General features: G+C 42.0%; 15 protein-coding genes, 1 tRNA gene and 1 pseudogene. 5 read left to right on the top strand and 12 right to left on the bottom strand.

Annotated features, from left to right (window positions below; all coding sequences use genetic code 11):
• Positions 1–85: 85 nt before the first annotated feature.
• From cphA to BLT94_RS07800, 3 genes are read right to left on the bottom strand one after another with little or no spacing between them, the layout of a single operon-like run.
• Complete coding sequence (gene cphA, locus BLT94_RS07810; RefSeq protein WP_092232399.1) at positions 86–2,701, bottom strand: cyanophycin synthetase; 2,616 nt, start codon at positions 2,699–2,701, stop codon at positions 86–88.
• 10 nt (positions 2,702–2,711) lie between these two features.
• Positions 2,712–3,533 (bottom strand): cyanophycinase, encoded by an 822-nt coding sequence (locus tag BLT94_RS07805; protein ID WP_014956498.1) that lies wholly within the window; start codon positions 3,531–3,533, stop codon positions 2,712–2,714.
• Between the two features lie 2 nt (positions 3,534–3,535).
• Positions 3,536–4,336: an isoaspartyl peptidase/L-asparaginase gene (locus BLT94_RS07800; protein WP_092232396.1), complete on the bottom strand. Its 801-nt coding sequence runs from the start codon at positions 4,334–4,336 to the stop codon at positions 3,536–3,538.
• A gap of 122 nt (positions 4,337–4,458) precedes the next feature.
• Between BLT94_RS07800 and BLT94_RS07795 the strand changes: the two genes are divergently transcribed.
• Both BLT94_RS07795 and BLT94_RS07790 read left to right on the top strand, forming a co-directional pair.
• A complete protein-coding gene (locus BLT94_RS07795; protein WP_092232393.1) occupies positions 4,459–5,556 on the top strand; it encodes a RelA/SpoT domain-containing protein in 1,098 nt (365 codons plus the stop codon).
• A 1,115-nt stretch (positions 5,557–6,671) separates the two neighbouring features.
• The gene (locus BLT94_RS07790) at positions 6,672–8,021 is read left to right on the top strand and encodes a Fic family protein (protein ID WP_092232390.1); all 1,350 of its coding nucleotides are present in this window, start codon (positions 6,672–6,674) and stop codon (positions 8,019–8,021) included.
• A gap of 418 nt (positions 8,022–8,439) precedes the next feature.
• Here the strand turns inward: BLT94_RS07790 and BLT94_RS07785 are convergent.
• The 7 genes and pseudogenes from BLT94_RS07785 to BLT94_RS07755 form a co-directional block, all read right to left on the bottom strand.
• Positions 8,440–8,595, bottom strand: a pseudogene (locus BLT94_RS07785) (IS3-like element ISAcsp5 family transposase); the annotation flags it as partial.
• Between the two features lie 132 nt (positions 8,596–8,727).
• Positions 8,728–8,814 (bottom strand) — tRNA-Leu (locus tag BLT94_RS07780).
• A 66-nt stretch (positions 8,815–8,880) separates the two neighbouring features.
• A complete protein-coding gene (locus BLT94_RS07775) occupies positions 8,881–9,525 on the bottom strand; it encodes an L-threonylcarbamoyladenylate synthase (RefSeq protein ID WP_092232383.1) in 645 nt (214 codons plus the stop codon).
• Complete coding sequence (gene purD / locus BLT94_RS07770; protein ID WP_092232379.1) at positions 9,518–11,281, bottom strand: phosphoribosylamine--glycine ligase; 1,764 nt, start codon at positions 11,279–11,281, stop codon at positions 9,518–9,520. The genes BLT94_RS07775 and purD overlap by 8 nt, the downstream gene beginning before the upstream one ends.
• The gene (locus tag BLT94_RS07765) at positions 11,278–12,237 is read right to left on the bottom strand and encodes a D-alanine--D-alanine ligase family protein (protein WP_092232375.1); all 960 of its coding nucleotides are present in this window, start codon (positions 12,235–12,237) and stop codon (positions 11,278–11,280) included. The genes purD and BLT94_RS07765 overlap by 4 nt, the downstream gene beginning before the upstream one ends.
• A 14-nt stretch (positions 12,238–12,251) precedes the next feature.
• Complete coding sequence (locus BLT94_RS07760; protein ID WP_014956504.1) at positions 12,252–12,743, bottom strand: hypothetical protein; 492 nt, start codon at positions 12,741–12,743, stop codon at positions 12,252–12,254.
• Complete coding sequence (locus tag BLT94_RS07755; protein ID WP_014956505.1) at positions 12,740–13,111, bottom strand: DnaJ family domain-containing protein; 372 nt, start codon at positions 13,109–13,111, stop codon at positions 12,740–12,742. The genes BLT94_RS07760 and BLT94_RS07755 overlap by 4 nt, the downstream gene beginning before the upstream one ends.
• A 177-nt stretch (positions 13,112–13,288) precedes the next feature.
• Here BLT94_RS07755 and BLT94_RS07750 point away from each other — a divergent pair, with 177 nt between their 5' ends.
• Complete coding sequence (locus tag BLT94_RS07750) at positions 13,289–13,834, top strand: GerMN domain-containing protein (protein WP_014956506.1); 546 nt, start codon at positions 13,289–13,291, stop codon at positions 13,832–13,834.
• Positions 13,831–15,861 (top strand): elongation factor G, encoded by a 2,031-nt coding sequence (fusA, locus tag BLT94_RS07745; RefSeq protein ID WP_092232372.1) that lies wholly within the window; start codon positions 13,831–13,833, stop codon positions 15,859–15,861. Before BLT94_RS07750 ends, fusA begins: the two co-directional genes overlap by 4 nt.
• A 36-nt stretch (positions 15,862–15,897) precedes the next feature.
• Here the strand turns inward: fusA and BLT94_RS07740 are convergent, their stop codons facing one another.
• Positions 15,898–17,337: a M48 family metallopeptidase gene (locus BLT94_RS07740; RefSeq protein ID WP_092232365.1), complete on the bottom strand. Its 1,440-nt coding sequence runs from the start codon at positions 17,335–17,337 to the stop codon at positions 15,898–15,900.
• 17 nt (positions 17,338–17,354) lie between these two features.
• Entirely contained in the window at positions 17,355–17,888 is a 534-nt protein-coding gene (locus BLT94_RS07735) for a DUF3334 family protein (protein ID WP_092232362.1), read from the bottom strand.
• A gap of 432 nt (positions 17,889–18,320) precedes the next feature.
• Between BLT94_RS07735 and BLT94_RS07730 the strand changes: the two genes are divergently transcribed.
• Positions 18,321–18,770 carry a Crp/Fnr family transcriptional regulator gene (locus BLT94_RS07730; RefSeq protein WP_092232359.1) on the top strand — a complete coding sequence of 150 codons (450 nt, stop codon included), beginning with the start codon at positions 18,321–18,323 and terminating at the stop codon, positions 18,768–18,770.
• Positions 18,771–18,781 lie beyond the last annotated feature (11 nt).

The following is an 18,781-nucleotide window of genomic DNA, read 5'->3' as shown; positions in this document are numbered from 1 at the left end:
CACGTCGTAGTCATAATAGAATAATCTGATCACAAAATTTTGTCAAAAAAAAATCTGAGCAAGCAAAAAAAAAAATGAATTATTTTCAAGTTGGCAACGTGATCGTCTGTCGGTATCTTTCCATTATTTGACCCATGACAGGTTCGAGTTCATCAGGCTGAATGACGAGCAGGTCACCCTTTTTTACCTTTGAAAAAATATAATCCACTGCTTTTTCAGGGTCTTGAATTATTTCAATATTTTCTTTGCTGAATCCACCCCTGATGAGTCCCTCATAAACCAGTTTTGGGGTTTCTCCCAAAGGTCTGTTACGGGGATCGAAATCAGTCAGCATAATATAATCGTACACCAGAGCCAGCGCCTTGCCATAATCTATCAGTTGTTCATTTGTCCGGTTGCCTGTTCCATGGGATAAACCAATCTTTCTTCCTGGCGATAGGCGGGGTAATAACCTTGCCAATGCACGGGCTGAATCAGTATTATGGCCGTAATCCAATAAAACCTTATATTCTTGGAAATCGAATAAATTCATTCTGCCCGGATTCTGGTTTGCCGATGGATAAAATGTCATGATTCCGTTTCGAATCTGTTCAAGGGTCAGCCCAAGTCCGTGAAGGGCACCAATGGCGGCAAGGGCGTTGGCCGTGTTGAAATCAATGATACCACCAAATGTAATGGGAATCTCTTCGAGTGTGCAGACGATGATATCCAATACCATCGTTCTGATAACAGCATTTCTCCCATCCAGGATGATAACGGTTCCCCCTTCCCTTATATGCTTTTTTATCTTCGGGTTTTCGGGGTCTAAGGAAAATAAAATTATGTTTCCGCGGGCTCGTTCAAGAACACTCATTGAAGCGTTATCATCTGCGTTCAAAACAGAGGTTCCCGTTTTTTTGACCACTTCTACCACTGTTGATTTTACCATACATAATTCGTCCTGGGATTCAATCCAGTCTGTTCCAAGGTGATCCTCTCCAATATTTAACAATACTCCTACGTCCACTTCATCAACACCAAGGCCTCTGCGTACAATTCCACCACGGGCTATTTCCAGAACAATGTGGTCTACTGTTGGTTCCCTGACAACAATTCCGGCCCCCTCCGGCCCGCTGTAATCGCCTGTTAAAATTGAATTTCCATCAATTGCAATCCCGGTTGTGCAGGTCAGGCCGACTTTTTTCCCCGAATATTTCAATGTATGGGCAATGAGTTTACAGGTAGTGGTTTTACCATTTGTTCCTGTTACAGCCAAAACTGGAACTTGGGTATAACCTTCAGGAAAGAGCATGTCTACTATTGGTTTTGCCACGTTCCGGGGCCGACCTTTTGTGGGTTCCAGGTGCATCCTGAATCCTGGAGCGGCATTTACTTCAACAACTTTTATGCCGGATGGCCCAAGGGGTTGAGATATGTCCTCGGCCAGAGCGTCTATGCCAACGCAATCCAATCCGATGATACGGGCAGCCCGTTCCGCCATAAGCCGGATATCCGGGTTCACCTCATCTGTAACATCAGTGGCAGTCCCTCCCTGGCTGAGATTGGCTGTGGCCTTAAGATAAACGATCTGTTTTTCTTGTGGAACGGAATTTATAGACAGCCCGTTCAAGGATAAGAGCCTTTCAGTCATTTCGTCAACTTCGATTTGTGTCAGCACTTTTTCATGTCCAAATCCACGAAGCGGATCTGAATTTACCTGTTTAATCAGATCGTTGATGGACGATTTTCCGTCACCAATGATATGGGCTGGTTCCCGCCTGGCTGCCGCAATAAATTTTCCATCTATAACCAAGAGCCGATAATCTCCACCATGAACATATTCTTCAACAATCACGTCGGGGTGGTAAGCTTTCGCTGCTTGAAAAGCCTTCTTTAATTGATCAGGATTGGTAATATTAATCGTAGACCCGTTGCCATGATTCCCCACATCCGGCTTTACAACAACAGCCGTGCCGATTTCATTAAACGCATCCATGGCCTCATCCTGGGTTGTAACCACCCGTCCGTTGGGAACCGGTATCCCTGCTTTCTTTAGATACACCTTTACTGCTGTTTTTTCATCGGCGGTTTCCACGGCAATGGCAGAAGTGTTACTGGTTATGGAGGCTTGAATCCGTTTTTGGCCGGCACCATAACCCAGCTGGATATGGCTGTCTTGATTCAGTCGAATAAAAGGAATGCCTCTGGATTTTGCTTCTTTAACAATACTCCAGGTGGTGGGACCAAGCATATCTTCTTCACGCAGAATCTTGAGATCGGATACGATCTTGTTGACATCGAACTCCTTGCCTTCCGCAACCGCTTCGAACAGGGATACGGCATCTTTGGCCGCCTTTAATCCTGCGGATTCGACAAGATAGCGGAAGACAATAATATATGTTCCTTTTTGGGGTGTACTCAGCGATTTCCCATATCCAACTTCCATTCCAGCCAGACATTGAAGCTCAATGGCAATGTGTTCAATAATATGACCGGCCCAGGTTCCGTTTTGAAGTCTCTGGATAAATCCGCCGGGTTTTCCAATGGAACAACCGTGCGACTGAAGTGTTGGAATAAGCGTTAATAAACGATCTGAGAATCCCTTTATTTTATCCGAAGGTCGGCTCTCATACTCATTGATATCCAAAACCATGAAGATAGCTGTATGGCGAGTATGCCGATTTGGACCTCGCAGTGCCCGTAACTCTTTTATGGTAATCATTCATATTCCTCTATTTTATTGTGGAAGTTAAAAATTGTCGTTTCTTGAAATCATAACCATATCCGTTCACTAACGAATGAATTCTAACATTCTCAACGGCAATGGGCTCACCCGGCTTAATATCCATAATGTTTGAATGCCCGATATCTCTGCCGTCCACGATAATGACCTGTCCTGTACCCACCGCCTCGGCAACTCCGTCCCCTTTGAGAACCACTGCTGAATCTTCTCCGATACCGACCCCTATACAGGTTGGATTGGTTGTAATAATCTGCATCAGGCGTCCAATACGACCTCTTGCCATAAAATGGGTGTCAAAAATAATTTTTTCAACAAAACCAAATCCTGATGTGGTGAGGACGCTGCCTTTGAATAAACCGTCCTCACTTTTTCCTTCATAGATCATGGTATCTGAAAACACGGTTGCCCCTGCGCTGGTTCCAGCGATAAGAGCCCCTGCTTCAAGCCGGCTTTGAACGGCGGCAAGGACTTGTGATCCTCCCAATATCGTTGTCAGTCTTAATTGGTCGCCACCTGTAATAAAAATCAAATCGGTATTTTCAAGACTTTTGACCAATTTTTTATCGTTTGCCTGGGTTCTTTGTGTTATGTTCAATATTTCAATGCTGGAAGCGCCGAGCTTGGTAAATACCGTATGATACTCTTTGCCCCGTTGCTCGGGATCTTCACTTGCCGTAGTGATAACGCCAACTTTATAATCGGTTTTTCCAATTTCCCGTACAACCCTTTTGAGGACGACCAATTCATTTGCTTTATCTTCATTCCCGCCAATTGCAATCAGACGTCCTAAAAAAAAAGGATTCAATGCCATAATTATCTGATCTCCATAAGATGAGAGCATGCCATGCCATTTCGGGAATTTAATGCGAATTGAGTCTGGGTTAAGATGATCAGTCCGATATCAACCCGGTCATCAAACAGTCCCATGGCTTTTAGTGCCGCTTTTTTGGGGCTAATATTATTTTCCAGCCAGCCGTATACTTCCTTTGCCAGGATTTTAAGTGCTATGGATTCACCATCTCCGGTACAGGCGACAGCACCTGATGGACCGCAAAAAAGACCGCATCCAGGCAAAGGCACGTCACCAACACGTCCGATAGCTGCTTTTTCCAAACCTCCTGAACTTAAGGCGGCAGCAAATATTGTCCCATCAAAGGCAATAGCACCCACCGTATCACAGGAAGAAGGCAGTGAAATGCTACGATCCATATCCCCCATCGGTATCATGGGAATATTGTTTTCATCTGCAAAGGCTTTCGCGCCATCACCAACAATGAGAAAATGCGGGGAATGCATCAATACCCCCAGGGCTAAATCAACAGGGTTTTGAATGCCTTCGACACAGGCAACCGCCCCAAATTTGCCGATACTTGTCATACATGACGCATCCAACTGAATTGTGGTGTTATCGGCCCGGATTTGAGAACCGATTCCGGCATTAAACCGTGGATCATCCTCTAAATATCTCACCGCTTGAACCACTGCATTTAAAGCTGTTTGGCCATTTGCCATTAAATCCATTCCTATTTTTGCAGCAGTCTTGGGACCATCGAAATTTTGTGGGTCCGAACCTGCACCGCCATGGGTTAAAATGGCCCGTTGAAAAATTGACACTCAAAACCTCCGATTTTTATTAAAGAATAAAGGAATAGTTCTTTGATTTTTATTGTATGATAAGCTTATTAATTCTACTATGCAAGGTAATATGATGAACCGACTGAAAGGACAAAGGATACATGAGAAAACGTCAGAAAGACGCTATTTTAATTTCATTTTTCAAAGAAAAAGAAAAATATGAAAAACTGGCCGAGTATATTGTTTCTCTGATCGGAGATGATCCTTCAGCACCGAAAGAAAGCCTTCATACAATTAAATACCGCATAAAAGATAAAATTCGACTCATAGAGAAAATAGATGAAGAGAACAAAAAACCTGAGAATAAGACAGCAGTTATCACACAAAAAAATTTTCAAAAAAAAATCGAAGACCTGCTGGGTATCAGACTGATCTGTCTTCGACTTTCAGATATCGACAGAGTCAAAACGTATCTTGAACTATTGGCGGATGAAAAAATATTGAGATTCATCCGGGAACCGGATCATAAAAGATCATTCATACTTCCAGTTGATCCCGGAAAGACAATTCCCGAGGGTCTTGATCTTCGATACAGCGGATACTCATCCATTCATTATCAAGTCGAACTGGGAGAGAATTCAGGTGCTGACGATGAATTGAAAGGACTTCAGATTGAGTTTCAATTGAGGACGATTCTTGAGGAGGCCTGGGGTGAAATTGATCATAAATACAGATATGTGTTCAGTCGAAGGGGAGATGACCTTCCAGAGTATATACACACGGGTTTTTATAGCTTGAGCGCTTACCTTCAGGCCGCTGCCCTTCAAGCAGAGCATATATGCCGCCAAGCAGAGGCGCATAGGTTAGCAAAAACCCGAAAAGTTAAAAGCAAGGTTGTCCAAGTGCCTGTTCAGGAAACCATAACCCCTGCATTTCCAGTTTTGCTGAAAAAGACTTTTGGCTTTAAACCTACGGTCAGAACGCTCACATATTTAGAAAAACGTTTCATGGAGTCAGGATACACAGGACTGCCTCAAGATATTTTTAAGAAGATTTTTACAAACGAAAGACTGTTGGAATTTAAAGCTATTTTTATTGAAGTTGTGAATCATGAACCTTTTGAGAATAACAGCAAGAAAAATATTGATGTGATAAATGCCGTAAATTTTATACTATCCATTGAAACTCAAGGCAAACGGGTTGCAAAAGAAGGGCTGAAATCAGTCTTGATAAGGAAGAAAAAGCGATCAAGGTGGTAGTGGAATTTATAACGTGACTGTGTGGCTTTTCTAAAAAAATCAAACCACAATATAGTATTATCCCTTGGGGCTGTAGAACTGTCTGTGAAAGGTTCATGGAGGTCTTTGATGGCTGAATTTGTTTCGGGCATAAAACAAGGGTTTGAAATTTTTTTTCGAAAAGTCCCAAACCCTTGTTATTTGCTGGTACCGGAGGCGAGACTTGAACTCGCAAGGGCTTGCGCCCGGAGGATTTTGAGTCCTAATTGACGGTAATTTATCACAAATAGATACAAAAAAATTCAGAGAAATATTAATATTTATTTTCTATAATATCAATATCTTACCTAAATAATCCAGACAAAAACAAAAACATACAAAAACCTAAAAAAAGGGACATGTTTTTGGGTAATCGTTGACCAAACGTTGACCAAGTAAAAAGATATGCTTTTATTAAATCGGTTATATTTTGATTAGAAAAGTTTAAAATCCAAATGTCCCGAGAGAGGACAATTAAAAAAGTGACACCCCTTGAATGATTCCAATATGGCAAATCCTCCACTTTAACCGGCTCCGGTTCCTGCTAATCCCGGTCACTCAATCTTACCCGGTTAATATCAGCTTTTTTAATTCGTTATATAAATGAATAAAACGACCGAGTGCCATATAAAAGATGACCTGGGGTGTCGATTTGCGTCACACACTTAACCGCTTCAATTATGGGGTTGTTGGCTTGCCAGGGCATGGGATGTCCTCATGGATACTATACAGTGGTGTAGGAGCTGGGTTGGCAGGTTGTGATATTTGAGGTTCTTCATTAAGGATTTCCAAATAATTTTGCATCTTTGAATTTTGAAGGGGAAGTTAGAATTATTTCACATGCTCTACTTTCAGCATGTGAAGAAAGAATGTTTCAGACAGAAAAAAATTGCCATCACTCCCAAAATCACCCCTGGTCTTATTCACTAAAAATAGTTTCAATCGATTTGAGGGTAAAATACGAATTGTTGGGACCCTTTTATTATAGGCTTCTTAGATCAAATACTATTTTTCAAAAATTAGTATTTACAGCCGGAAAAGTTTCTGATACATAATGAGAAGGATATACCAATAATCTTTATATAGGAGCTGTTGTTTTGAAAATACCGGTAACACCACCTGATTTAGATCAAATAATCAAAGCAAATCTCGATGTGTTGCCCAAGATTTTTCAAATGAATATAGGCCCGACTGATAATAAGGGGCGTTATTTGCATTGGGATAAGCTTAGGCATTTATCCCCCCCTGAAACGATTGGTATTGAAGAATTGTGGGCAGGAATAAAGATACAGAGAAGTCTCTTATCGAAAAATTTGCCCTTTCTAAATAAATCAGGTGACGGATTTAAGTTTTGTATAATTGATTCCATGCAAAAAGATTTGCATTGGTTGGATCTGAATGCAGCAGGAACGATTTCTGCGGACAAACCAATGATCAACACAAACATGCAAGGTACTTATTTAATCAGCTCTCTGTTTGAAGAAGCTATTAATTCCAGTCAACTTGAGGGAGCAGTCACAACACGAAACGTAGCAAAGGAAATGCTTAGACAAAGAAGAGGGCCAAAAGACAAAAGCGAACAGATGATATTAAATAATTATCATGCAATGCAGTTTATTCGAGACTTCAAGACAGAGGCAATAACCCCATCTTTTATTTTAGAATTACATAGGATTCTCACAGAAAAAACATTGAAGAACCCTGATAAGGCTGGTGTGTTGCGATTAGAAGAAGATGATATTGAGGTGGTTGACACGATGACAAATACAGTATTGCATGTACCGCCAAAAGCTTCTGATTTAGAAAAGCGATTGGATATCTTATGTGATTTTGCCAATAAAATATTAGATGTTAAAGGGGTTTTTATTCACCCTGTTGTTCGGGCTATTGCTTTGCATTTTATGTTAGCATATGATCATCCATTCGTGGATGGAAATGGAAGGACAGCAAGGGCCTTGTTTTATTGGTCCATGGTAAATCAAGGGTATTGGCTGGCTGAATTCATTTCTATATCAAGAATTTTAAAACAGGCCCCTGTTCAATATGGAAAAGCTTTTTTATATACTGAAACAGATGGCAATGATGTTACTTATTTTATAATTCATCAATTAGAGGTTATTAAAAAAGCAATAAGCGATTTACACCTTTATTTAGAAAAAAAGACAAAAGGTATAACACAAGCACAAGACATGCTTCAAGATGCCAAAAACCTTGGCAAAAAACTAAACTTTCGGCAACTTGCTTTGCTTAGACACGCATTAAAGCACCCAGGCTTTACATACAAAATCAATGAGCATAAAAATTCCCATGGCATATCATATGAGACGGCACGAAAAGATTTGCTATTTATGTCTGATAACACTAAGTTACTTGTTAAATTTAAAGCAGGCAAATCTTTTGTTTTTATGTCTCCACCAAACCTTGAGGAAAGAATAAAGAAACAGTGAACCCTACTCCCAAGGCCACCATGGGGGTGAAAGCCCAAGGACCTAACCCACTCACCCGTAAATAGGTAAAAAACTTTAGTTTTGAAGTTTTTTTCAGATCCGGTTCAGCAACCGCCTTTATCGCCCAAGAACAGCGGTGGTCTATGCTTGACTTTCATTCCTTGAGTTTGATATGTGCGGACACGGGCGCTTGCAGAAGCCTTGAACACTACGGTGGACCTCAAAGCCTGAACAGCTTAAATGCTGAAATAAGCTTTAAATTTTTTTAAAAAAAAATTAAAATCGAAAAAACTGCAACGTCTGGCCTTACTTTTTATGCGCCCGCAGGGCGTGGAAAAAGTCAGCCAGAAGCCGTAGGTTTTTCATGCTACTTTCTTTAACTCTTGTTTCATAAAATATATTTCATCCGGTTTCCAGTCCTCACTGTCCACCATAATCTTTCAATAAAAATATTATCTTGGAACCGGCCCCGGCCGTCCATACTAATTTTAATATTGTTTTTCTTTAATACATTTGTAAACGATTCACTGGTAAACTGGCTTCCCTGATCTGTATTGAATATTTCAGGGCATCCATTAAGTTTTTTTCTGACAGAACAGGAGGGTAGGGTCAATAAAAACGTTGACCAAAATGGCAAACGTTGACCAAAACATTAAAAAAGGGTCTTGAGGATTATTTAAAAACTCTCAAGACCCTTGTTATTAGCTGGTACCGGAGGCGAGACTTGAACTCGCAAGGGCTTGCGCCCGGAGGATTTTGAGTCCTCTGCGTCTACCAATTCCACCACTCCGGCATGAATCGTTTTCTTATTTAAGGTAAAATATGAACTTTGTCAATGAATTTATGCTGTATTGTGATATCAATTTGTCAGGATTTTTTTGATCTGGTCAGCCGTAACTTCTCCTTCCCGGATAATATGAATGTTTGAACCGGTAACATCTACAATGGTTGATCCGGCCCCTCCCTTTAGAATACCGGCATCCAATACCAGGTCTGCCTGGTCAATCACAGCAGTATTCAGCCGGTCAGCCCGGCTGCAGCCTGCCTGCCCGGACAGATTTGCGCTGGTGCCGGTAAGGGGAACGCCCATTAATTCAACAAGGGCCCGGGCAACCGGATGCACGGGGAGTCTCACTCCTATCTTGCCTGTGTCGGCAGTTAATAGAGTTGGAATATTATTTTTGGCTTCAAACACAAGGGTCATATTTCCGGGCCAGAATGTGTCCATAAGTTTTTCAGCCGGTTTTGAGATGGATTTGACCAGATCCTTAAGCATTGCCCTGTAAGGGATAAGGACAAGAATAGGGTTGTTCAACGGCCGCTGTTTTAAGTCAAAAACTTTTTTTACGGCTTTTTCATCCAAAGCCCTGGCTGCAATTCCATAAAGACATTTGGCCGGGAAAATGACGACTCCATTGTTCCGGAGTATTTTCCCGGCTTTGATAATGTTTTCGGGTTCCGGATTTACCGGATCAACAGCAATTATTTTATTTGCATCATGCAAACGACTGCGCCTTTTTATTGACCTTGTCAGCCATTTCCTGTTTAAAGGCTGAAAGTTTTTCCGCAAGCAGGGGATTTGAGACCGCAAGGATCTGGGCGGCAAAAATACCGGCATTATATGCCCCTGGTTTTCCAATGGCCATGGTGGATACCGGAATTCCCGGAGGCATCTGTACTGTTGCCAGAAGGGAATCCATTCCCTGGAGTGCGGATGAGTCTATGGGAACACCCAAAACAGGCAGTGTTGTATGGGCTGCAATAACACCTGCAAGGTGGGCGGCGTGACCTGCACCGCAGATGATAACTTTAATCCCTTTTCTTTTTGCTTCACTTGCAAATTCGGTTGCCCTGTCAGGGGTACGATGGGCGGAAGCCACTGTGACAGTGTAGGGGATATCAAATTTTTTCAGTATGGACAATGCCTTTTCCATGACCGGGAAATCAGAGTCGCTTCCCATGATCACTCCCACTTGAGGAGGTATGGACAGCCTTTGTAAAGCCTTTGCCCCGATATCTTTTCTGTAAAAATGATTGTTAAAAGAAATCTTTTCACACGCTTCATATGCCTTTTCAATGGCTCTTTTGACGGTTTGGCCCAGGGAGGTTACCCCAAGGACTCTGCCGCCTGCCGTCACGACTTTTCCCTCTTTTAGTGCAGTGCCTGCATGAAAGACAACCGTATCTTGAACCTGGCCGGCTTCATCAAGACCTAAGATCTCTTCTCCTGTTTCATAGGAGCCGGGATAACCGCCTGAAGAAACTACAACACACATGGCAGCTCTCGGGTCTATTTGGGTGGAGTGCTGGTGCAGGGTTCCGTCACAACAGGCTTCCATCAAGGGTACAAGGTCATTTTTAAGTCTCATGAGAATGGGCTGTGTTTCAGGGTCCCCCAGTCTTGTGTTAAACTCAAGGACTTTTATCTGGTCTTTATTCACCATAAGGCCTGCATAAAGGACTCCTTTAAAAGGTGTGCCTTCTTTTGCCATGCCTTGAACAGCCGGGATCATAACCTCGTTCATGGCTTTCTGGCGAAGCATGTGATCCAGAACCGGTGCAGGGGAGTAAGCGCCCATACCGCCTGTATTGGGACCCTCATCATTGTCAAAAATTCTTTTGTGATCCTGTGATTCTGGCAATGGCAAAACGGTTTTTCCGTCTGTTAATGCAATAAAAGAGGCTTCTTCCCCTTTGAGGCATTCTTCTACAACCACAACAGCACCGGCCTCTCCAAATGCGTTTTCATTGATCATGGCATCAATTGCCTCATTGGCCTGATCAAGGGTGGAACAGATGATCACGCCTTTTCCTGCTGCAAGGCCGTCTGCTTTAACCACGCAGGGAGCCCCAAGGGCTTTGGCATAGGTTTTGGCTTTGTTGGCATCAGTGAATGCCTTTCCTGCGGCACAGGGGATATTGTACTTTTGCATGTGCTGTTTGGAAAAGACTTTGCTGCCTTCAAGTCTTGCAGCAGCTTTGCTGGGACCGAACACGTTTAACCCCTTTTCCTGGAAAACATCTGCAATGCCTTTTACCAGGGGGCCTTCCGGGCCTACTACTGTCAGATCAATTTCATTTTCCAGGGCAAAAGCAGCCAATGCGTCAATATCGTCGGCATTGATGGGGACAGATTGTGCAAGCGTTTGGGTGCCGGCGTTTCCCGGTGCGCAATATATTTTTTCCACCATCGGGCTTTTTGATATTTTCCATACCAGTGTATGTTCACGGCCACCACCACCAACCACTAGAATCTTCATGTTGATCTCCTTAGATTTTGTTTTGTATGTTCTTTAATTGAAAGTTGAATGAGTCTGTCTAAGAGTTCTGTAAACGTGTATCCTGCAACCTGTGCAGACTGGGGATAAAGGCTGGTTGCGGTCATTCCCGGAATTGTATTGGTTTCAAGAACCAATAATTCAGAGTTGTGAAGGATCATGTCCGTCCTGGAATATCCTTTCAGAAAAAGTGCCTTGTGCGCTTTGACGGCAAGTTCCTGGACTTTTTTTCTTGTTGTTTCATCAATGCGGGCCGGGCAGATTTCTTTGGTTTCTCCGGCGGTATATTTTGCTGTGTAATCGAAAAATTCATGATTTTTTCCAGGAACGATTTCAATGACCGGCAACGCTTCAAGTGTGTCATTGCCCAGAACACCACAGGTCAGTTCAATACCTTTGACATATTTTTCTATGATGATGCAGTCGTCATGGTCAAATCCCAAAGCAACGGCTGATTCCAGGTCTTTTGCCTGTTTGACAAGGCTCATTCCCACGCTTGATCCGGCACAGGCCGGTTTTACTACCAGCGGCAGGCCCATGGCTTCCACAATGGCTGAAAAGTTGATTTTGTCAGTCAGTGAAAAAGACAGATACGAGGGGGTGGGAACCTTTGCACCTTCATAAAGTCTTTTGGCCACAAGTTTGTTCATGGCCATTGCACTGCCTAACACCCCGGCACCTTGATAAGGAATGTCAAGCAGGTCTAAAAGTCCTTGAACAGTTCCATCTTCACCAAAGGGACCGTGCATGATGATCAGGGCGGCATCGATTTGTTCCGCATCAATAACAAGCTGTTTTAAATCGGTTTTGGGATCATACAAGGCGATATCGTACCGGTTCTTGTCAAGGGCATCCAATACTTGTTTGCCGCTGCTAAGGGAAACCTGTCTTTCTGAAGACACACCACCGGATAAAAGCGCCAACCTGATTTTTTCCATTGTCAACTCCTGATTTATCCCTGGATAAGGTTTTGTTTTGCCTTCTCAAATTCTTCCCGGGTGATGAGATCTTTTTCAAAAAGTGCGGTCAGTTCAAGAATTTTTTGTTCGGTCCTGTTGACGGCGTCTTCAATGAGCAGTCTGTTCGGATGTGCTGGCATGTGATGGCCGATGCGAAGTGCATGATTGTCTTTCGGAGTTATTTTAAAAGATGCAAGTCCCCCCATGAGCTTGACTTCAACTGTTCTGTCCTGAAACTCCGGCATGGACAGGATATCTTTAATGTCGGTTGTGCTGTTTTTCATCCGCCGGTAGAAAATCCAGGCAATGGATAATACTAAAATGCCGATACCTGCCATTATCCAGGGAAGATAGTGATATACCCCTTTGAACAATATTATGGAAACACCCACGCCTGCCAGTAAAAAAACATGTAACAGCAAAATGAAATAGGCAGTGAAAATACTTTTGAAAAGTCCGTCTTTATCTTTATTTTTAAAATTCATGATATCTTTTTAATTAAATTCTCCCTATATGCATCGGTCAGAATTGGAGAGCATTGTCTGTCTCCCCTTGTGGTGTTTAGTTTGGTTAAAAGGTAGTTGAGTTTTTTTTGGATTTTCATCCTTTCCGGGGAATCAATCTGTGCTGCTTCAAGCAATTGTTCAGTCTGTGTAATCTTTTTTTTAATTTCAACTTCAGGGGGAAGAAACCCTGCATTTTTAAGTATTTTGTGAGCAAGACGAAACTCCTCCGGAACATGCTGATCCTCAAACTTCAATGGTTTGTTTTTACCTTCCAGATTGTCAAACGCACCTTCTTTCTGGGCTTTTTTTATTCTTTCTTCAACAATTGCTTCAAATCCCGGAATCATAAAATTTTATTTACTCCTGTTCTTAAATTATAGTATCAAATATTTGATATGCAATTTTTTAAGCTTATAATTTTATTAAACCCTTAACCGATTTGCAAGGGATATTTTCTTGACACCTATCAGGCAATACTGTATCAGATATCATTTTAAGGTAAAGTATCCATCAAGAGTGTAAGCATGAAATCCAGGCAAAAAAGATTTATTTTATTTGTTTTTCTGACCGGTTTTTTGCTGTCAGGTGTGTGTGTTGCACAAAACGGCATGGAAGTGGATGAGGATGGGATTTTGGCTTATGAAGATCTTTTTGAGGGCTTTGTTTATTATGCAGACCAGCAGAAAACCGGCTTGAAATCAGTAAACATAAGATTTTCTTCAACACTGGATTCGCACCAGCTGGGCCGGGAAATCATAAAAGCCCTGATTGCAGGTCCTTCACTGCCTTTGCTTGAGCCAACCTGGCCAAGAGATGCAAAAATAAATTCTTTTTTTATTACAGATGACGGAAAAGCATATGTTGATCTGTACCTGGAAAAGGAAATGATTGAAAATATGGATACCGGGTCAGAGTTGCTGGCCATATATTCACTGGTGAATTCCCTGACCTTGAATATTCCAAAAATAAAAATGGTTAAAATACTGATTCAGGGTAAGGATGCCTTGACCCTTGCCGGTCACATCGACCTTGAATTTTTTTATCAAACAAATATGATGATTGTGAAATGAGCAAAAAAAAAAATATCAGTCAGTTTAGAAATATAGGGATCATGGCCCACATTGATGCGGGTAAAACCACTGTAACGGAAAGAATTCTTTACTACACTGGAAAATCTTATAAAATCGGGGAAGTTCATGATGGAGAAGCGGTCATGGACTGGATGCAGGATGAACAGGACAGGGGTATTACAATCACCTCTGCTGTGACCACATGTGAATGGGGAAAATCTCTTATCCAGATTATTGATACTCCGGGCCATGTGGATTTTACTGTTGAGGTGGAGAGAGCATTGAGAATCCTTGACGGTGCTGTGGGGGTTTTTTGTGCCGTGGGCGGTGTTGAGCCTCAATCCGAGACAGTATGGCGTCAGGCAGACCGGTATTCGGTGCCCAGGGTGGCCTTTATCAACAAAATGGACAGGACAGGTGCGGATTTTTTTGCCGCTGTCAGATCCATCAAAGAAAAACTGGCTGCAAATCCCGTGATGCTTCAATTGCCCATGGGGGCGGAAGATAATTTTTCCGGTGTCATTGATTTGGTTCATATGCAGCAGATCAAATGGGTTGATCAAACTCAGGGAGCCGAGTATTCAACAGAAGATATTGCCCCTGAATTTGAAGATATTGCAGCAGACTATCGGGACAAACTGCTTGAAGCCATATCCGAAGTCAATGATGAAATAATGGAAAAATATCTTTCAGAAGAAGATATTTCCGCTGTAGAGTTGATCAGCGCCATACGGTCTGCCACCATTTCAAGGCAGATTGTACCGGTCTTTTGCGGGAGTGCGTTGAAAAATAAAGGCATTCAGCCGCTGTTGGACGGCATTGTAGCATATCTGCCCAGTCCCCTGGATGTTCCCCCGGTTAAAGGACTGCATCCGGATACGGAAGAAGAACTGGAATTTTTACCCAAAAAAAACGGTCCCCTGGCGGCCTTGATTTTTAAAGTTTCCATGATTGAAGGCAGAAAACTTTCTTTTGCAAGGATTTATTCCGGTAGAATTGAGGCAGGGTCAGAGGTGTTTAATCCTCTGTTGAAGAAAAAAGAAAAATTATCCAGAATTCTGCAAATGCATGCCAACAAAAGAGAGCGGCTCAAAGAGGCAACAGCCGGTGATATTATCGGGATTGTCGGTCTCAAGGATTCCGGAACCGGGGATACCCTGTGTTCACAGGACTATCCTGTTTTTCTTGAAAAAATGGAATACGAAGATCCTGTTATTTCCATTGCCATTGAGCCCAAAACCCATGCCGACCAGGAAAAACTCGATACAGTGCTTGAAAAGTTCACTATTGAAGATCCGACCTTAAAGGTGAGCAAGGATGAGGAGACTGGCCAGACCATTCTATCCGGTATGGGCGAACTCCATCTTGAGATTATTATTTCAAGGATGCTCAAAGAGTTTAAAACCAATGTGAATGTGGGAAATCCTCAAGTCGTGTATAGGGAAATCGTTACTGCAAAGGCAAAGGGCAGTGCTGTTTTTGAAAGAGAAATTTCCGGAAAATCTCATTATGCAAGTGTCAGTATCAGCCTTTCACCGTTAAACCGGGGGGAGGGCGTTACATTTGAATCAAAAGTCACGCAGGAGCAGGTTCCTGAGCAATATATTCCTGCCATTGAAAAAGGCATTCGTGAGAGTTTGGACGGCGGATATCTTAAAGGATATCCATTGGTTGATGTCGCCATTGTGCTGGAAGACGGAGGATTTGATGAGCGAAGTTCAGAGCTTGCTTTTTCCGTAGGCGCGTCCATGGCATGCAAGGATGCTTTGGAAAAAGCATCTTTAGGTCTTCTTGAACCCATCATGGAGGTTGAAGTATTTGTTCCTGACGCCCACATGGGGGATGCCATATCAGATCTTAATGCAAGAGGGGGGAAGGTGGAATCCATCAATCCAAAAGCAGGCATTCAAGTTGTCAAAGCCGTGGTGCCGCTGGCCAAAATGTTTGGATATTCCACAGCACTTCGATCAGCCAGCCAGGGCAGGGGAACTTTTTCCATGCAATTCTCCCGATTTGACAAAGTTTAATAAATTTTGACAAGTTTTAATGATCTTTTATAAGGTTTAATGCTGTTCTTTTTCCCGGTTTTTGGAAAATTCTTTTTTCAATTGATGGAGGCGGTCTTTTGCCTTTTTGATGTCGTCCTTATCCGTTAAATGTTCTAATGCCTTGTTTAAATGGATAATAGCGGTTTTATTATTGTTGATTTCAGCATAATACAGGCCCAGATAATAATGGGAAAGGCCTTTTTTCTTTTCAAGGGACAAAATATTTGCCAGGTGGTAGTATGCTTTGGGATAAGTTTCAGGTGCCTGGTTTAAAACAGTATTGAAAAGATCTTTTGCCGTTGACAGATTACGCAGTTCAAGGTGTGCCGCAGCCTGATGAAATTTGGCCATCACCCCCATGACAGGTTCTGACTCAATTCCTTTAAGGGTGTTGAGTGCTTTTTGGGGCTCACCATTCATCAGATAGATCCTGCCCAGTTCAACAAGGACCATTGGATCGAAAATATTAATGGAAAGCGCTTTTTTCAGATGAAAGATAGCTTGTTCTCTCATGGATTTTCTGGCATAAACAAGACCCAGACCATAATGGATAGCGGCAGCATCAGTGCCTGAAGGGTTGTCTTTTAATTGTGTGGTTAATGTGTTAAATGTGGGCTTAATTTCTGCATAAAGTCCTAAAAGTCTGTATTTTACCATATCAAATCTGAAATCAGTATCGCAGTCAGCCTTGTTTTCAGGCGGGATATAGTCGGATAAAATAGTTTCAACATGGGCAATCCTGCTGGCTGTTCCAGGATGGGTTTTGACATAATCCGGTATTCCTTCTGTTCCCCGAAAGTCCAAGGCCCTGATTTTCATCAGGCCTGATTGAAGACCTTCCGGTGAGAAACAGCTTCTTTTTAAAAACATAATCCCTTTTTCATCGGCTTCTGTTTCATTTTCCCGGGTAAAGGCGAGCATGGCAGTCTGGCCGATGGCCATGGACCCTTTCATAAGTGTGGCACCGGCATCACTATCGGAACCTGATTGGCTACCGATGATGGCACCTGCCAGCATTCCTGCAAGGCTCCCGATACTGATAAATTTTGAGCGGTCAATGGATTCGGATACATGACGGCTTGCAGCATGGGCAATCTCATGTCCAATGATGCCTGCAAGCTCATCAATGGAATCAAGGGATGTAATCAACCCCCGATAGACAAAAATATGGGCACCCGGGCCTGCAAATGCATTAAACACGTCATCATTTACAATGTAAAATGAATACTTAAAGGGCTGGGGCGGCAGAAAAGACAGGATATGGTTGCCAACCTGTCTTATCATATGATTGGCAATGGGATCATTCAATATCTTCTGTTGCTTTTGTATCATTGTCATGAATTTTTTGGCAACTTCATTTTCTTCCGGAATGGATATGGCAAGGCTGTTGCTCAAAGGAAATGAAAAGAACAAAAGAAAGCTTAAAAAAATAAAAAAAGATTTAATGGGATTCATAAAAAAAGGTATTTCAGTTAAATGATTATAAATTCTGTATGTTCCATTGCAATTTCAATCCGGAAACTGTAATTGCCTATTTTAAAAGACAATCTACGGTTTTCGCCGTAATCGGAATCAATGACAAGGGTGATGGAGCTGTTCAGAGTAAGGGCTTTGGGTTGTCCCAAGACGGTATTCAGGTTGTAGTGTTCTTCAACTTCCTGGATCAGATGACCCATGACCTGGTTGGTAATCTCGCCGATGGTATCCGTAACTTCCGGGGAGGCAACTGTTGAGGCAAGTTCCTCTTTGGGTATTCCCATGGCCGTCATATAGGATTCATAGATTGCAAATGCGGCATCAGCTGAAAAGTTCATCACCACAAGTCCGTTATAATCTCCATTGAACTGGACAAAACAGGTCAGATCGGGTTTCATGGAAATTTTAGGTGTTTTCTGGATGGTTGAAGAATAGGTTATATTCTGTTTGGTGGTGGCTTCAAGGGTCTGTCGGGCGGATTTTAAAAATATTTTTGAGATTTCATCAATGGATATTATTGGTTTGGACATAGTGTCTCCTTATTCTTTTTTTTTATATGAAAGTCTTCACAAATCCAAACAGTGACTTTCATGTTTTGTCTTGGGCAAACCAGGATGAAATACCAGTTCTGCCCGTGGCAGTTTATATGAAACGAAAAATGACTTTTAATTATCAATAATATCTAATGAAAAGTCAAAAGGTTTGTTATCTTTGACCCCGTCCTATCCAATTCTTTGCTGATATAATTAAAATTCTTTGAAAAATAAGACAGTTAAGTGATGACAGTTAACTGTTATGATCTGTTTGATTCAGGGACTTTTTTATAGGAAATAAACGTTTAATCGGTGAAATTAAATTATATGCTTAAAAGGTAATATTTTCTATCGACAGGACCCATAAAATATGTTTGAATAAACCGCTTTTTGCAAAAAAAAAACAGTTAATTTTTTTATGAGGAAATCATGGACGATCTTAAAGACATTCTAACCGCATCATTGGTTTTTGGTTCTCTTGAAAAAACTGATATTGAAAGGCTGGAAGCACTTTTTGACAGACGTGAAATACATCCGGGAGATATCCTTGCACAAGCTGAAAATAAGGCAGAGTACTTTTTTCTATTAGGAAAAGGAACTGTTCTGCTGGCTATGGATAAAGGCAAGGGTGTTGTTTTGAAAACACCCGGGGATTTTATCGGGATGGAACTCTTGTCTGTCAAGGGGATATATAAAACCACTTTAAGCGTCCTTGAAAAAGGATATGTGTTTGCGGTGTCGCGGAAGAATTTTTTAACCGTTATCAGGGAGGATTCGGCTTGTGCAGAGGCCATTATGAATGCCTGGCAGGCGTATCTTGATAACACCGCATCATTTGCAAAAAATATTGAAGACATAAGTCTTCCTGAACAATTTTAATGGAGGTATAC

Origin of the sequence: Desulfobacula phenolica (assembly GCF_900105645.1) — a bacterium.
Classification (GTDB): domain Bacteria; phylum Desulfobacterota; class Desulfobacteria; order Desulfobacterales; family Desulfobacteraceae; genus Desulfobacula; species Desulfobacula toluolica.
Note: the sequence above shows the minus strand (reverse complement) of the source record. Positions and strands in the feature narration are given on the sequence as shown.

What these genes read in the sequence shown, in the direction of transcription:
- cphA (WP_092232399.1), bottom strand. Translation starts at nt 2,701, where the DNA reads ATGATTACCATAAAAGAGTTACGGGCACTGCGAGGTCCAAATCGGCAT.
- BLT94_RS07805 (WP_014956498.1), bottom strand. Translation starts at nt 3,533, where the DNA reads ATGGCATTGAATCCTTTTTTTTTAGGACGTCTGATTGCAATTGGCGGG.
- BLT94_RS07795 (WP_092232393.1), top strand. Translation starts at nt 4,459, where the DNA reads ATGAGAAAACGTCAGAAAGACGCTATTTTAATTTCATTTTTCAAAGAA.
- purD (WP_092232379.1), bottom strand. Translation starts at nt 11,281, where the DNA reads ATGAAGATTCTAGTGGTTGGTGGTGGTGGCCGTGAACATACACTGGTA.
- BLT94_RS07765 (WP_092232375.1), bottom strand. Translation starts at nt 12,237, where the DNA reads ATGGAAAAAATCAGGTTGGCGCTTTTATCCGGTGGTGTGTCTTCAGAA.
- BLT94_RS07760 (WP_014956504.1), bottom strand. Translation starts at nt 12,743, where the DNA reads ATGAATTTTAAAAATAAAGATAAAGACGGACTTTTCAAAAGTATTTTC.
- BLT94_RS07755 (WP_014956505.1), bottom strand. Translation starts at nt 13,111, where the DNA reads ATGATTCCGGGATTTGAAGCAATTGTTGAAGAAAGAATAAAAAAAGCC.
- BLT94_RS07750 (WP_014956506.1), top strand. Translation starts at nt 13,289, where the DNA reads ATGAAATCCAGGCAAAAAAGATTTATTTTATTTGTTTTTCTGACCGGT.
- fusA (WP_092232372.1), top strand. Translation starts at nt 13,831, where the DNA reads ATGAGCAAAAAAAAAAATATCAGTCAGTTTAGAAATATAGGGATCATG.
- BLT94_RS07740 (WP_092232365.1), bottom strand. Translation starts at nt 17,337, where the DNA reads ATGAATCCCATTAAATCTTTTTTTATTTTTTTAAGCTTTCTTTTGTTC.
- BLT94_RS07735 (WP_092232362.1), bottom strand. Translation starts at nt 17,888, where the DNA reads ATGTCCAAACCAATAATATCCATTGATGAAATCTCAAAAATATTTTTA.
- BLT94_RS07730 (WP_092232359.1), top strand. Translation starts at nt 18,321, where the DNA reads ATGGACGATCTTAAAGACATTCTAACCGCATCATTGGTTTTTGGTTCT.